Origin of the sequence: Novosphingobium soli (assembly GCF_042432915.1) — a bacterium.
GTDB classification, from domain to species: Bacteria; Pseudomonadota; Alphaproteobacteria; order Sphingomonadales; family Sphingomonadaceae; genus Novosphingobium; species Novosphingobium soli.
In genome coordinates, this window is record NZ_JBHLWK010000020.1 from 50,890 (window position 1) to 65,349 (window position 14,460).

At 68.4% G+C, this 14,460-nt stretch carries 11 protein-coding genes; 3 read left to right on the plus strand and 8 right to left on the minus strand.

The features are described 5' to 3' along the window. The gene (locus tag ACFFJC_RS16515) at nt 1-1,632 is read right to left on the minus strand and encodes a Na+/H+ antiporter (protein WP_379488592.1); all 1,632 of its coding nucleotides are present in this window, start codon (nt 1,630-1,632) and stop codon (nt 1-3) included. A gap of 416 nt (nt 1,633-2,048) precedes the next feature. Here ACFFJC_RS16515 and ACFFJC_RS16520 point away from each other — a divergent pair, with 416 nt between their 5' ends. Both ACFFJC_RS16520 and ACFFJC_RS16525 read left to right on the plus strand, forming a co-directional pair. Then, nucleotides 2,049-4,415, plus strand: a complete 2,367-nt coding sequence (locus tag ACFFJC_RS16520; protein WP_379488593.1) for a TonB-dependent receptor — start codon at nt 2,049-2,051, stop codon at nt 4,413-4,415. A gap of 102 nt (nt 4,416-4,517) precedes the next feature. Further along, nucleotides 4,518-6,275, plus strand: a complete 1,758-nt coding sequence (locus ACFFJC_RS16525; protein ID WP_379488594.1) for an alkaline phosphatase D family protein — start codon at nt 4,518-4,520, stop codon at nt 6,273-6,275. Between the two features lie 3 nt (nt 6,276-6,278). On the opposite strand, the gene ACFFJC_RS16530 is transcribed toward ACFFJC_RS16525, so the two are convergent. Beyond that, nucleotides 6,279-7,229, minus strand: a complete 951-nt coding sequence (locus ACFFJC_RS16530; RefSeq protein WP_379488595.1) for an iron-containing redox enzyme family protein — start codon at nt 7,227-7,229, stop codon at nt 6,279-6,281. Between the two features lie 631 nt (nt 7,230-7,860). Here ACFFJC_RS16530 and ACFFJC_RS16535 point away from each other — a divergent pair. Then, nucleotides 7,861-8,052 (plus strand): DUF3008 family protein, encoded by a 192-nt coding sequence (locus ACFFJC_RS16535; protein ID WP_379488596.1) that lies wholly within the window; start codon nt 7,861-7,863, stop codon nt 8,050-8,052. Nucleotides 8,053-8,123: 71 nt separating this feature from the next. Here ACFFJC_RS16535 and ACFFJC_RS16540 read toward each other — a convergent pair whose 3' ends face one another. The 6 genes from ACFFJC_RS16540 to hisD all read right to left on the minus strand — a co-directional run bounded on the left by ACFFJC_RS16540 (nt 8,124) and on the right by hisD (nt 14,389). Continuing rightward, nucleotides 8,124-8,342 carry a hypothetical protein gene (locus ACFFJC_RS16540; RefSeq protein WP_379488597.1) on the minus strand — a complete coding sequence of 73 codons (219 nt, stop codon included), beginning with the start codon at nt 8,340-8,342 and terminating at the stop codon, nt 8,124-8,126. After that, nucleotides 8,326-8,592 (minus strand): hypothetical protein, encoded by a 267-nt coding sequence (locus ACFFJC_RS16545; RefSeq protein WP_379488598.1) that lies wholly within the window; start codon nt 8,590-8,592, stop codon nt 8,326-8,328. The genes ACFFJC_RS16540 and ACFFJC_RS16545 overlap by 17 nt, the downstream gene beginning before the upstream one ends. Nucleotides 8,593-8,737: 145 nt before the next feature. Beyond that, the gene (locus tag ACFFJC_RS16550) at nt 8,738-10,789 is read right to left on the minus strand and encodes a transglycosylase domain-containing protein (RefSeq protein ID WP_379488599.1); all 2,052 of its coding nucleotides are present in this window, start codon (nt 10,787-10,789) and stop codon (nt 8,738-8,740) included. Between the two features lie 127 nt (nt 10,790-10,916). Then, entirely contained in the window at nt 10,917-12,107 is a 1,191-nt protein-coding gene (locus ACFFJC_RS16555) for a mechanosensitive ion channel family protein (RefSeq protein WP_379488600.1), read from the minus strand. A gap of 186 nt (nt 12,108-12,293) precedes the next feature. Beyond that, nucleotides 12,294-13,061 (minus strand): SDR family NAD(P)-dependent oxidoreductase, encoded by a 768-nt coding sequence (locus ACFFJC_RS16560; protein WP_379488601.1) that lies wholly within the window; start codon nt 13,059-13,061, stop codon nt 12,294-12,296. Then, on the minus strand, nt 13,058-14,389 hold the full coding sequence (gene hisD, locus ACFFJC_RS16565) for a histidinol dehydrogenase (protein WP_379488602.1): 1,332 nt from the start codon (nt 14,387-14,389) through the stop codon (nt 13,058-13,060). Before hisD ends, ACFFJC_RS16560 begins: the two co-directional genes overlap by 4 nt. Nucleotides 14,390-14,460 lie beyond the last annotated feature (71 nt).

Here is a 14,460-nt window from a genome sequence, read left to right on the forward strand (position 1 = left end):
TCAGCCCAGATAGCGCGCCTCCGACAGGTCCAGCTCGCGAGTCAGCTTGCGCGCCGTCTCGCTGCCGATCTGGCGCCCGCGCAGCAGCTGTCCGAGCACGGCCCGCTCCGCCCTCAAGCCGATCAGGCGGAACTCGCGCTGCAGCCGGTCCTCGGCGCGCGCCTGCTGGGACGGGCGCCCGCTCAGGCCCTCGATCCGCTCGCGGTAGAGGTTCATGACCTGCGCCCCCGTCTCGACGTAGAGGTCGGGCTCGTCGTGATCCTCCGCCAGCGCGTGCTGGTGGCGCTCGATCGCGCGGATCGCGGCCTCGGCCGCAGCGATCCGCGCGCCCTGCTCCTCGGCCTGGCGCACCGGCTCGGGCGGCATCGCCAGGCCCTTGAGCAGCACCGGAAGCAGCACGCTGCCGATCAGCAGCGAGACCACGATGACCCCCGCCGCCAGGAAGATCGCCAGGTCCCGCGCCGGGAAAGGCGTGCCGTCGTTCATCGCCAGCGGCAGGGTCAGCACGCCCGCCAGCGTGATCGCACCGCGCACGCCGGCGACGGACGTCGCGGCCACCAGCCGCCAGTCCTGGCTCTGCGCCCCCACGCCCCGCCGGTCGCCGCGCAGGATCGTGAGCCGCAGCGAGGCCCAGACCCAGGCGAAGCGCAGCGCCGCCAGGCCCGCGACGATGGCCAGGACGTAGACACCGAGCCACCAGGGCTGGGCGTGCCCGGTCAGCGCCACCGTCTGCCGCGCGCCGGAGACGATCGCGGGCAACTGCTCGCCCAGGAGCACGAAGATGATGCCGTTGAGCGTGAACTGGATCGTGTCCCACACCGAGTTGCGGCGCATCCGGGTGATAGCCAGCGCCTGGCGCGAGATTTCCGCATAGGTCATCGTCACGCCCGCGCTCACCGCCGCCAGGATGCCCGAGGCATGGACGTGCTCGGCCAGCAGGTAGGAGCCGAAAGGGATCAGCAGGCTGACCAGGATCTGCGAGCCGGTGTCCTCGCCCCAGCGCCGGGTGACCCAGGCCTTGAGGCGCGTGGTCGCCAGGGTGACGAGGATGCCGATGACGAGGCCGGCCCCGGCCACCCACAGGAAGTTGACCGCTGCCGCCCCGGCGGAGAACGTGCCCGTCAGCGCGGCGGCCACCGCGAAGCGCAGGCAGACCAGGCCGGACGCGTCGTTGAGCAGGGACTCGCCCTCGAGGATGTGCATCATGCGCCGCGGGATCGGCACCCGCGCGGCGATGGCGGACACCGCGATGGGATCGGTGGGCGACACCACCGCGGCAAGGGCGAAGGCGACCGCCAGGGGCATCGCCGGGATCATCCAGTGGATCAGGAAGCCCATCCCCACCACCGTCAGCAGCACCAGCCCGAGCGCCAGCTCGAGCACGGTCGAGGCGTCCTTCAGCAGCTCGTCCTTGGGAATGCGCCAGCCGTCCAGGAACAGCAGCGGTGGCAGGAAGAGGAACAGGAACAGTTCGGGATCGAGCGCCACGCGGTGCTCCGTCGACAGGCCGATGATGGCGCCCAGCGCGATTTGCACCAGCGGCGTCGGGACGGAGAACGGCACCATGCGGGCCAGGGCGCCACTGACCACCACGGCCAGCAGAAGGAAAAGCACGATCGAGACTGATTCCAAAACTTCGCTCCATGTCGGTGTCGCCGGACGTTACGTGCCACGCACGGGTGGGGGCAACCCCTCGGGGAGGTTGGCCGCAAAACCGCTGCCGGCCGAGGCGAGGCGCGAGGTTCCCATGCTTCGACAAGCTCAGCATGAGCGGAGCGGAAGTGCGGGCGCGGGCGCGACGTGGCGGTTCAGGGGCGAGCACCACACCTCCCCTGCACGCCAGCTCCCCACCGCCCGCTCAGCCTGAGCTTGTCGAAGGCCCCGGGGCGAGGCGTGAGGCTCCCATGCCCCGAGAAGGCGCGACGCCTCCCGCGCCGTCAGACGATCGTCGCCATGCCGTCATCTCGCGGACACCGAAATGACTGCACGGCGTCACCAAACAGGCTCAGATGCTGCACCGCAACATGTTCAATGTGGGGGTTTCAGCCATGCGTGCGCATTTCGTTCGTCATCTCTGCCTGCTCGGATCGAGCCTTGCGGCGCTGGCCGCCCACGCGCCAGCCTTCGCCGCCGAGGCTGCCGACGAGGCTGCCGCCGAGGCTGCCCCCGAGGCTGCCGACGTCGGGCCCGTCGACGGGGGCGACTCCATCATCGTCACCGGCCAGCGCACCACGTACAACAACGCCGCGCTCGACGAGACGCTGATCGACGACAAGTCGCCGATCGCCTCGGCCATCGACCTCATCGGCACCCTGCCCGGCGTGCAGGTCAACGAAGGCGACGCCTACGGCTTCGACGATTGGTCGACGACCTACTCGATCCGCGGCTACCAGACGAACCTCGACACGCAGCAGGTCGGTCTGACCATCGACGGCCTGCCCAACGGCGGGTCGGGCTACGGCGGCGGCTCGAAGGCCAACCGCTTCGTCGACACTGCCAACATCGCCACCGTCGAGGTGTTCCAGGGCACCGCCGACATCGCCTCGCGCTCGAACGAGGCGCTGGGCGGCACGATCAACTTCGTGACGTCCGACCCGCGTGACGAGATGAACGTGCGTCTCTCCGGCTCGGTGGGCGACTACGAGGCCAGCCGCTATTACGGTCGCTTCGACACCGGCCTGATCGGCGGCGTGGCCAAGGCCTGGTTCTCCTACGCACACCAGGAAGCCACCGACTGGATGGAAGGCTCGGCAAAGAACCACCGCGACAACTTCGCGGGCAAGTTCATCATCGACACCTCGGTCAAGATCACCGGCTACGCCAGCTACGACGACGCGTTCGAAAGCAACTACGACCAGATGTATTCCGCGGCGCAGTTCGCCGCCAATCCGGAGACGGACGGCCTCACCGGCGTGTGGACCGGCGTGCCCGTGCTCGACCAGCAGTACCGGCAGGTGTGGAACACCAAGCGCAAGAATTTCTTCGGCTACCTCAAGGGCGAGACCCGGATCGCCGAGGTGCTCGATCTCAAGGGCTCGATCTACTACCACGACATGTCCGGGCGCGGCGACTGGGCGCCGCCCTACATCGTCGACGTCATCCAGGACGGCACCGGCCCGCAGAGCGAGATCGCAGGCGGCACCGTCAACGGCACGCCGGCATGGTGGGCCGGGCTGCCCGCGGGCACCGGCACGCCGGTCTACACCGCCACCGGTCCCACCGGCGCGGCGGTCGATCCCACCACCGCAGCCAGCTTCCTCTGGCAGCAGTCCTACCGCCACACGCACTATCGCAAGGAGCGCCTCGGCGGCACCTTCGACGCCGCCTGGATCGCGCAGTTCGGCACGGTCGAGAACACGCTGCGCGGCGGCTTGTGGTACGAGGACACGGACCGGCGCGAATGGCGCGACTGGCACCACGTCACCGACACCCGCGTCGGCCCTGCCTACGACGCCGACCCCTACTGGACGCAGTACGACCGCAAGTATCCGCAGGACACCTTCAAGTGGTACGTGCAGGAGCAGGTCCAGGTCGGCCCGGTGACCGCGAACATCGGTGCCAAGCAGTTCATCAACCACATCGACCGCGAGGACATGTTCGGCGAGACGCCGAACCTGGAGACCAAGTCGAAGTCGCAGGTGCTCTGGTCCGGCGGCGTGCAGGTGACCCCGCTTGCGGGCCTCGACGTGTTCGGCGGCTACTCGGAGAACTTCAAGGCGCTGAGCGACACGCTCCTCGAATACAGCGCCGACGCCGTGGCCGACATCGAGCCGGAAACCGCCGAGAACTGGGAAGCGGGCCTGCGCTACGCCAGCCCGATCTTCAACGCCTCGGCCACCTGGTTCAAGAGCAAGTTCTCCAACCAGGTGATCTTCGTGCCGAGCTCGACCTCGGCCGGGCCGGACTACCTGAGCGAGGGCGACGGCCGCTTCTTCAACGCCGGCGGCATCGACTCCGAGGGCTTCGAGATCCTCGCCAACGTGCGCCCGGTCGACGGGCTCAGCCTCTACGGCGCCTACACCTACATCGACGCCACCTACCGCGGCACCGGCAACGCCGATCTCGATGCGGAGCAGGGAGTCACCGCAGGCAACCGGGTCGCGGGCATCCCCAAGCACATGTGGGTGCTCTCGGGCAGCTACAGCACCGGTCCGGTGACGCTGGGCATCACCGGCAAGTACACCGGCAACCGCTTCGTCGATGCCGACAACGACTGGGTCTCGGAGAACTACTTCCTCACCGACCTCTCGGTCGCGTTGAAGGGCGAGGCGCTGACCGAGCAGCTCAAGGCGCTGCAGTTCGCGCTCAACGTCACCAACCTGACGGATGAGAGCTACCTGGGGGGCATCTCCGGCAACTATGCCTGGATCGGCACCCCGCGAACCCTGGTGTTCAGCGTGACGGCCGACTTCTGACAACCGCGCAAACCGGGGGCCCCGCTGTTCGCGGCGGGGTCCCTGCCCGCACGCTAACCGGACGCTAACCGGACGCTAATGCCACCTTACGAGAGCCCCGCCATGACCCGCACCCTTTCCGCCAGCCCCGTCTCGCGCCGCGCCCTCCTCGCCGGCATGGCCGGCGGCGCGGCGTTCCTGGCAGCCCCGCTCCACGCTCTCGCCGCCGCCGCGGCCGCCGATCCGGTCTTCCGCCATGGCGTCGCCAGCGGCGATCCGGACGCCACCAGCCTCGTGCTGTGGACCCACGTCGCTTCCACCGCTCCGGTCGAGGTGACCTGGGAAGTGGCCGATCGGCCCGATTTTGCGAGGATTCTCAAGGCCGGAACCACCAGGACGGACGCTGGACGCGACTATACCGTGAAGGTCCTGGCCGAAGGGCTCGCGCCCGGCAGCACGCTCTTCTACCGCTTCCGGCTGGGCAGCGCCGTCTCGCCTATCGGCCGCGGCCGCACCCTGCCGGTCGGCCGTGTCGAGAGCCTCGGCATCGCGCTGGCGTCCTGCTCGAACTACGCCTTCGGCTTCTTCAACGCCTACGACGCCATCGCCAAGGACCCGGCGATCGACTTCGTCCTCCACACCGGCGACTACATCTACGAATACGGCGGCCCGGATGGCTGGGGCGAAACCGTGGCCCGCACCATCGGCCGCAGCCACCAGCCCGCGCACGAGATCGTCACTCTCTCCGACTACCGAACCCGCCATGCGCAATACAAGACCGACGCCGGCGCGCAGGCGATGCATGCCAACCACACGCTGCTCGCCTGCTGGGACGACCACGAAAGCGCCAACAATCCCTGGACGGGAGGGGCCCAGAACCACCAGCCGGATACCGAAGGCGACTGGGCCCAGCGCCGTGCCGCGTCGATCCAGGCCTATTACGAATGGATGCCGGTCCGCGAGCCGGAGTGGCTCGCCGCCGCCGGCCGCACCCGCATGCAGTTCTGGCGGGCGTACCGCTTCGGCGATCTCGCCCTGCTCCACACGCTGGAGACGCGGCACACCGCGCGCGCCGAGCAGATCGACTACATGGCCTACGCGGCATCGATCGTCGACGATGCCTCGGCCGAACGCTTCCGCACGGACGTCCTGGGCGCACCGAACCGCCCCATCCTTTCACCCGCGCTCGAGGGCGACCTGGAGCAGGCGCTGGCGCAGTCGGTCAAAGAAGGGCAACCCTGGCGCATCGTCGGCTGCCCGATGGTGATCGGCCGGGTCGTCGTTCCCGACCTTTCCAGGCTCGGCGTGCTTCCCGACCCGTTCCCCAGGCTCGCCGCCGCCAGGACGCCGCAGGATCTGGCCAAGCTGGCGGCGGACCCCCATGTCTCGCTGGCGTGGCGAGGGCGCTGGGCGCTGCCGGACTACACCGACGCGTGGGGCGGTTATCCCTGGGCACGCGAACGTCTCTATGATCTCTCGCGCCGGGCCGGAGCGGGCGACCTGGTGTTCCTCTCCGGAGACAGCCATAGCTTCTGGACCAACGCCCTTGCGGATGCCGCCGGGCGACCCGCCGGGATCGAGTTCGGCACCGCGGGCATCTCCTCGCCGGGCGATTTCCTGGAAAGCGGCTTCGGTGCGGACACCGCGCGCAAGCTCGACCGCGCCTATGCCGACCACATTCCCGAAGTGAAATGGACCGACAACATGCACCAGGGCTATGTCCGAGTGCAGTTCGGCCGCGCGCAGGGCACCGCCGAGTTCGTGGCCGTCGACACCGTGCTGTCGCGCGACTACACCACCAGCGTCATCCGGACGGACGACTTCCGGCGCCACGGTTCGTCTGTCGTGCTGGCTGTAAAGGACGGATCTGGCGTCTCGTAACGCTCAGGCGGGCTCCATCGCCTGCGGCCGGGCGACCCCCCAGAGCTGGGCGCGATAGCGGTCGAAGCAGCGCTTGCCGCAGGTCAGCCGCATCAGCGCGCCTTCGGCGATCGCCACCGCCCGGCGGGGGTCCTGCTTGACCAGCGGGTAGAGAGCCTCCTCGTTCCAGGCGGCGCTATGCTTGACGTCGAGCACGGCATGAAGGTCGAAGTATCGTCGCTGGGCATCGCTGAGGCCGATGCGTCGCAGGCCCTTGGCGACCAGCGCGGAGCGGCCGGGCGCCGTCAGCTCGATCACGCCGAGCGCACCGACCGAATGCCAGGCGTAGCGGCGCGAGCTGGCCATGCCGGTCATGGCGTTGGCGAGCGCCAGGCTTTCGCCCACGGTGGTCTCGATGGCGGGATCGACGGCAAGCGCCTCCGCAACGGTGTGGAGCATCGGCCCATGCATGCCCTTGGCGTTGCCGCGGCCCATCTCGTCCCAGTAGTTGCGCGCCAGCTCCAGCTTCGCCTGGTCGGGAAGCTTCACCTGGGTCATCGCCACCAGATCGTCGAAGCCCGCCTCGCCGGCGGCCTCCTGCTCGAAGAACCACCGGATCTGGTCGCGCGAGGCGCTCTCCGCGAGCCAGGGGAACAGCGGATCGTTCTGGCCCGGGCCCGTCACCATGAGGCCTTCGAACCAGTCGACGAAAGCACCGGCCTCGGTGGGCGCAGCGGCGGCTTGCTCGCTCACTTCCTTGCGGAGCGCTTCGAGGAACTCGCCCTCCAGCAGCAGCATGCGCGTGTCCGCTTCCATGGTTTCGCGCCAGTCCTCGCCTGGGAACTGCGGCTCCAGACGGCGCCGGTTCCAGTGGGCCAGCGAACGCTGGAACGCCTCCGAACGGTAGACATCGCTGTCGCCAGTATCGCCAGCAGTATCGAGGCGTGCGGGTTGGACGATCTTCAGGTTACGCATGAAAATACCTCTTTCACTCTCACTCAAAACGCCGACGAACCGCGAGAGTTTCCGGGTCGCAAGAAGGCATTCGACGTCCTCTCCGCGAACAACTTGTCGCGGATGGCGAATGGACAGTAGTGAACTAATTGAAGCGCTATCGCTCGCTAGTGCGCGAGTTCGCGAACCGGCCGGCTGACGTTCGCCGGCTTTGACTCACGGTCCCTCACCATTACCGCCGGAACCCCATAGATCTCCAGATCTTCGTGCAGCAACTCGAGGCAGGGCGAGGACGCGATCGGCCCGATAACTGCGGTCTCGGGCATCTCCTCACCGAAAAGGGCAAGGGCATCCGACGCGGTGTCGCAGAACCGTACCGCGAAGCCCCGCCGCGCCAGCGCGTCGATATGGGCGGCGACCGGGTGGCGCGTTCCCGCAAGAACGAGCGCAACGGGGTGAACTGTTTGGCATCTCTCCATGATACGCCAACGCCGAAGATCCGATATGGCTCCCGAAAGCACCACGTAGATCAGCGAGAGCGCCCTTCCCCCGCGGCCGGCAAGGGGAACGCCCTGCCGATATGCGACGTTGCTAGGTCGAGATCGGCCTGGGCGACGCCGCCCGGTGGCCGCGACCGCATCGGAGAACGTCTATGCCCGCCAAATCTGCAGCCCAGCAGAAAGCCGCTGGAGCCGCCCTGTCGGCCAAACGCGGCGACACGCCCAAGAGCAAGCTAAAGGGCGCGTCACGCTCGATGGAAGAGTCCATGAGCGAAAGGGAGCTGGAGGAAATGGCGTCCACGAAGCGCAAGGGAAAGCCTGAGCACAAGCGCAAGGACGACTGACCGCATCGCAAGAATATTACGGCTGGGGCGCGGGACCATGGTGCCTGAGCGCCAAGGCCCCGCGCCTGGGTTCAGCGATCGGGCGCGGGCGCCTTCTTGACCGGCCCTCCGGCCCACTCGATCTCCGCCGCATCAGGCGCCGGATCGTCGGGCGGAGACCCCGGCGCGACGTTCGCTGCAGCGGTGCCGGCATCCTCCTCGTCCGAGGGGGTTCCCTGCACGCCTCCGACATCTTCGGTCACCGGCTCGATATCCTCGCCCGGCTTCTCGGTTTCAGGCGTCACGGTCATAGCCTTCCTCCTCTTCCTCGATCAGTCCCTCGATCGACTCGTCGTCGTCCTCGGCGTCGATGAACTCGAGCGGGTTCAGTCCGAGGTCAGCGGCCACTTCCAGTTGGGTGGCGACGACCACGACCTCCTCTCCGTCGTCGAGCTCGACAATGGTGGTCTCTTCCTCATCGCCCGGGGCGAGATGAACGACATCTTCGGAATCGATCTCGACCTCTTCGCCATCAGGGGTTTCGAACATGGCCTTGGGCATTTCACGCTCCTGTCCTGAAAGCCCTTCGAACTCCGTGCGCGCGAAGTCGTTCCGCAAGGCTTCGGCAGATCGGCCTGGCGGACAATCGCCCGCGCCGGTTCGTCAGGCGATCTGTCGGAATTGAAGCGAAGCGCGCCCGGGGGGCCTATCGCTCCTCGCCGGGTGGGCTGCCTGGCGATGACGCCGGCGGTGACGCGGGTTCCCGGCGGCCGACACTCAGGCCCTCCCCGTCCACCCGCAGGTCGAGCGGAACGCCTTCCACGCGGGTGCTGATCACAGCCTGCCCGTCTTCGATGCGGATGTGGCTGTCGGCCCCGACGGGGATGTCGCCGATCTCGGGGACGTCGAGGGGCTGGACCGGGCCTTGCGGATCCGCCGCCTTGCGAACCGGAGGCGCGCGGCGTTCACCAAGGGCGTCGCGCATAAAGTCGCGCCAGATCCGCGCCGGGACGGTGCCGCCCGAGATGCCGCGAAGCGGGCTATTGTCGTCGTTGCCCACCCAGACCCCGACGACTAGGTCGCCGGAATAGCCCACGAACAGGGCATCGCGGTTCTCCTGGCTGGTGCCCGTCTTGCCGAAGTTCGGCCCCCGCAGCATGGCCCCGCGGCCGGTGCCGTTGTTGATCGTGGCGCGCAGCATCTGCTCGATGGCTTCGTGGTCACTGGAGGAGAGGCTGCGCTTGCCGTCGAGCAGCCAGTCGAACCACCCGGCCTCCGGCACCGGAAAGGCCCTGGGCACGACCGGGAAGCTGTTGGCGGCGACACCGGCATAAGCAGCGGTGAGTTCGAGCAGCGTCATGCTGGCCGTGCCCAGCGCCAGGCTGGGGTCGCCGGTCGGCAAGGGTGAGCTCACCCCGAGGCGGCGGGCCATGTCGATCACCGCTTCGTCGCCCACCTGCGAGAACAGCCGTACCGCTGCCACGTTGCTGGACCGGGCGAAGGCGTCCTCCAGCGTGATCGTGGGAGAGTACGCGCCGCCCGCGTTCTGCGGGCGGTACGAACCCGTTTCGATCGGGGTGTTCGCAATGGTGTCGTCGGGCTCCATGCCCGCCTTCAAGGCAGCAAGATAGACGAAGAGCTTGAACGTCGATCCGGGCTGCCGGCGCGCCTGCGTCACGCGGTTGAAGGGGCTGGCGGCGTAATCCCGCCCGCCCACCATCGCGACCACCTCCCCGTTCTTGCGCATGGCCACGAGCGCCACCTGGGTCTTTCCGGAGACCTGCCGGATCGCGCGGTGCGCGGCAGCCTGCAGGCGGGCGTCGAGCGTCGTGCGGTAGGTTTGCCCGGCATAGCCGGCCGCCTCGATCTGGCGGGCCTGCGGGAGGGCCCAATCCGCGAAGTAGGTCCCGGTGGGGAGCTCGCTGCGCGACCGGACGTCGAGCCGGGGCACGGGGACAGCCCTGGCTTCCTGCGGCGTCATGTAGCCCGCATCGGCCATGGCGCCGAGCACCACCCGCATGCGCTTTTGCGAGAGCGCAAAGTTGTTCGTGGGCGAGAGCCGCGAAGGCGCCTTCATCAACCCGGCGAGCAGCGCCGCTTCGCCCGTCCTCAGGCGTTCCGGCTGGCGGTGGAAATAGTGCAGCGATGCCGCGCGCAAGCCGTAGGTGTTGTCACCGAAGTACGCGTTGGAGAGATAGCGCTCGAGGATCTCGTCCTTGGTCAGCCAGGCTTCGAGCCAGAACGCGATCAGCATCTCGCGCGCCTTGCGGCTCATGCTGCGCTCGGAAGTGAGGAACGTGAACTTCGCCAGCTGCTGGGTGATGGTGCTGCCGCCCTGGGTGCTGCCGCCAGTGAGGTTGCTCCAGGTGGCGCGGGCGATGCCGCGCGGGTCGATGCCCCAGTGCGTGTAGAAGCGGCGGTCCTCGATGGCGAGGAAGGCCTGCACCACGTGAGGCGGCAGATTCCGGACTTTTACCGGGGCGTCGGTGATGGCGCCGTTGCGGGCGATCGGGGTGCCGTTGGCGGCGAGCAGGGTGATCTCCGGCGGCGCGATCGGCTGCAGCGACTTCGATAGCGGCGCAGTAACGGCCAGGTAAGAGACCATGAGCAGGATCAGCAGCAGCAGCCCCGCCACGATGCGGGCGAGGCGTCGGCCCCAGGAACGGCGGGCCGGCGGGAGATCGTCCCGCTGGTCCTGCGCATCGGCCGGGCGGTCGATCTCCGGCCCAGGCCCGGGGATGGTTCGGGGAAGCTCCATGGATGAGGGGGGTTAGCCGATTCCTGCTGGCAGTGCATCCGCCGTTTCGACGAACGTCGATCCGCGCCCGACCCCGGCCCTCAACCCCCAGCCCTTAGCCTTAGCCTTAGCCTTTAGCTCTCAGCCCTCAGGCGGGCCTTTCCTGCACCTTGATCTGCGCCGCCTCGTCCGGATGGGTGGGATAGGGCATGACGAGCGTGCCGTCGGGCGCGGCGGTGAAGGTGGTCTGGGTCGGATAGGGGATCGAGATGCCCTCTTCCGCAAAGCGGCGCATGATCGAGACCAGCAGCCGGTCGCGCAGCGGATGCGCCACGCCCCAGTCCTTGCCCGGGACGTCGACCAGCAGGCTGAAATCGAGCGAGCTGGCCCCGAAGCTCTCGAACCCGGCGCGCGCCGCGACGCCGCCCTCGGCCTCGACCAGCTCCTTGAGGATCCCGGGAATGCGCGCGAGCGTCTCGGGCGGCGTCTCGTAGGCGACGCCGATGGTGAACGGCAGGCGGATGTGGTCCCGCCCGCTGACGTTCAGGATCTCCTTGTCGAGCAGGTTCTTGTTGGCGATGATCCGCAGCTCGCCGGTATAGGCGCGGATGCGGGTCGACTTCAGGCCGATCGCCTCGATGGTGCCAGAGCTGTTGTCGAAGCTGATCTGGTCCCCCTTGTTGAAGGGACGGTCGAAGATGATGGCGAGCGCCGCGAACAGGTCCGCGAAGATGCCTTGCGCCGCAAGGCCGATGGCGATGCCGCCCACGCCGAGACCGGCGACCAGGCCGGTCACGTTGACGCCCAGGTTGTCCAGCAGCACCACCACGGCGACGGCGAAGACCACCACGCTGACCAGCAGGCGGATCAGCCCCATCGCGTTGATGATGGCCTCGCCGCGGAAATGGTCGGCCGAGGTGCGGTGCTCGATCGCGCCCAGGATGAACTCGCGCGCCCAGATCGCGCCCTGCAGCACGGCGGCCAGGGTGAACAGGAAGGTCACCAGCCGATCGAGCGTGGGCGGCGTCTGCGCATAGCCGTCGACCGCCTTCACCGCGACCATGATGATGAAGTAGTTCGTGGTCTTGGTGACCACGCGGCCCAGGATCGTCAGCCAGTCGCCCCGCATCCGGTCGGGCCGGCACAGCCGTGCGCCCAGCCGGCGCAAGGCATAGAGGGCGGAGACGATGGTCACGGCGATGACGGCCGAGATGATGATCTGGAGCCAATAGGTCTGGAGCCAGGACAGTGACGAGGCCCAGAGGTCCTGCAGTTCGGCGGCCACGTTGACCTTGGCATGAATGGGGGTTGGCGGCGGCGGGCTCTTGCTTGCACTCATCGTTTAGTGGTCATCCTGCATGCGCTTGGGCGGCAGGAGTCCGGTGCGGCGATAGACCCGTGCCAGCCGTTCAGTCGGCGAGATCGCACCGGAGCGCGACCCCTTCTGCGGCCAAGTGGAATGGTCCAGCCCCGGTTATGTTCCCGCTGGCGGGGTGCGGCGCCCCCGTCGGCGGTCCAGCCGTAACTAGTCGGCGGTCCAGCCGCCGTCCACCACCAGGCTGGTGCCCGTCATCAGCGCCGAGGCATCGGAGGCGAGCAGGAGCACCGCCCCCATCAGGTCCTCCACGCGGCCCAGCCGGCCCAGCTTGATCCGCGTCAGGACCTCGGCCTTGAACACCGGGTTCTCGAAGAAGGGTGCGGTCAGCGGCGTCTCGATGAAGGTGGGCGCGATGGTGTTGGAGCGGATGCCATGCGCCGCCAGGTCGAGCGCCATCGCCTTGCTCATCCCCTCCAGCGCCCACTTCGATGCGCAATAGAGCGAGCGGTTCGGGCCGCCCACGTGCCCCATCTGCGAGCCCATGTGGATCAGGCTGCCTTGGGTGCCCGTGGCCATCATCCGGCGCACGCAAGCCTGCGCGACGAAGAAGGCGCTCCTGAGATTGAGGTCGACGACCGCGTCATAGTCCTCGGGTGTGACATCCCAGACCGGCTTGGGCCGGTTGGTCCCGGCATTGTTGACGAGCACATGGAACGGCTCGGCCCGCGCGAAGAAGGCCCCCACCGCGTCGAGGTCCGCGACGTCGAGCACCGCTGCATCGGCGACCCCGCCGCACGTGCGGATCTCGGCCGCCGCCGCTTCGATCTCGGCAGCCGTGCGCGCGACGAGAGTGACCGCCGCGCCCGCCTCGGCGAGGGCCGCAGCGGCGGCGAGCCCGATCCCCCTGCCCGCCCCGGTCACGACGGCACGCCGGCCGTCGAGCCGCAGGCTCGGTGTCGCGGGCAGCGCCGTCACGCCACCGTCTCGGGGGTGGGCGCCGCCTGGCCGGCATAAGGCACCTCGCGGTGGCCGAAGCGGCGCACCCGGATGTTGGCCTGCTCGCCGTGCCCGGCAAAGCCCTCCAGCGCGCAGAGGCGGCTGCAGTATTCGCCGATCAGGGCGCTGGCGGCGTCGGTGTTCACCCGCTGGTACGTGCAGGTCTTCAGGAACTTGCCGACCCATAGCCCGCCGGTGTAGCGCGCCGCCTTGCGGGTCGGTAGCGTGTGGTTGGTCCCGATCACCTTGTCGCCGAAGCTCACGTTGGTGCGGCTGCCCAGGAACAGCGCGCCGTAATTGGTCATCGCATCGAGGAAATAGTCCGGGTCGGCGGTCATGACCTGCACGTGCTCCGACGCGATCTCGTCGGCGATCTCTACCATCTCCTCATAGCTGTCCGCGACGATCACCTCGCCGAAGCTCTCCCAGGCCTTGCGGGCGTGGTCGGCCGTGGGAAGGATCTGCAGCAGCCGGTCGATCTCGGCCATCGTCTCGCGCGCGAACTGCTCCGAATTGGTCAGGAGCACGCCCGGGCTGTCGGGGCCATGCTCGACCTGGCCGAGGATGTCGGTCGCCGCGATCTCCGGATCGCAGCCGACCGCGTCGGCGATGATGAGGGTCTCGGTGGGACCGGCGAAGAGGTCGATGCCGACGCGGCCGTAGAGCTGCCGCTTGGCCTCGGCCACGAAGGCGTTGCCCGGCCCGACGAGGATGTCGACCGCCTCGATCGTTTCGGTGCCGAGCGCCATGGCGCCCACTGCCTGGATACCGCCCAGCGCATAGATCGCATCGGCACCGGCCATCGCCTGCGCCGCCACGATGGCGCGCGCCGGTTTGCCCTGGAACGGCGGCGCGCAGGTGATGACCCGCTTCACGCCCGCCACCTTGGCCGTGATGACGCTCATGTGCGCACTGGCGAGCAGCGGGTACTTGCCGCCCGGCACGTAGCAGCCGGCCGAGTTCAGGGGGATGTTGCGGTGGCCGAGCACGACCCCGGGCATCGTCTCCACTTCGACGTCGGTCATGCTGGCGCGCTGGACCTGCGCGAAGTTGCGCACTTGCGTCTGCGCAAATTCGATGTCCTTGCGCTCCTGCGGCGAAAGGCTGTCCACGCAGGCGTCGATCTCCGCCTGGCTGAGGCCGTAGTCCTCGCGGTCCCAACCGTCGAAGCGGATGCTCATCTCGCGCACCGCCGCGTCGCCGCGCTGCTCAATGTCCGCCAGCGCGGTCTCGACGATGTCGCGCACCTTGCGGTCGGCGTCCGCCCTGGCTTCCGCACTTGTCCCGCGCTTCAGATATCTCGCCATCGCCTGTTCCTCACCCGGCCCGGGCACACCCTGCTGTCGGACGCCAAAATAGAGCGCAATGGCGTGCAATG

Bases quoted from the DNA above. Each gene is read 5' to 3' on its own strand.
- ACFFJC_RS16520 (WP_379488593.1), top strand. From the start codon at position 2,049: ATGCGTGCGCATTTCGTTCGTCATCTCTGCCTGCTCGGATCGAGCCTT.
- ACFFJC_RS16525 (WP_379488594.1), top strand. From the start codon at position 4,518: ATGACCCGCACCCTTTCCGCCAGCCCCGTCTCGCGCCGCGCCCTCCTC.
- ACFFJC_RS16530 (WP_379488595.1), bottom strand. From the start codon at position 7,229: ATGCGTAACCTGAAGATCGTCCAACCCGCACGCCTCGATACTGCTGGC.
- ACFFJC_RS16535 (WP_379488596.1), top strand. From the start codon at position 7,861: ATGCCCGCCAAATCTGCAGCCCAGCAGAAAGCCGCTGGAGCCGCCCTG.
- ACFFJC_RS16540 (WP_379488597.1), bottom strand. From the start codon at position 8,342: ATGACCGTGACGCCTGAAACCGAGAAGCCGGGCGAGGATATCGAGCCG.
- ACFFJC_RS16545 (WP_379488598.1), bottom strand. From the start codon at position 8,592: ATGCCCAAGGCCATGTTCGAAACCCCTGATGGCGAAGAGGTCGAGATC.
- ACFFJC_RS16550 (WP_379488599.1), bottom strand. From the start codon at position 10,789: ATGGAGCTTCCCCGAACCATCCCCGGGCCTGGGCCGGAGATCGACCGC.
- ACFFJC_RS16555 (WP_379488600.1), bottom strand. From the start codon at position 12,107: ATGAGTGCAAGCAAGAGCCCGCCGCCGCCAACCCCCATTCATGCCAAG.
- hisD (WP_379488602.1), bottom strand. From the start codon at position 14,389: ATGGCGAGATATCTGAAGCGCGGGACAAGTGCGGAAGCCAGGGCGGAC.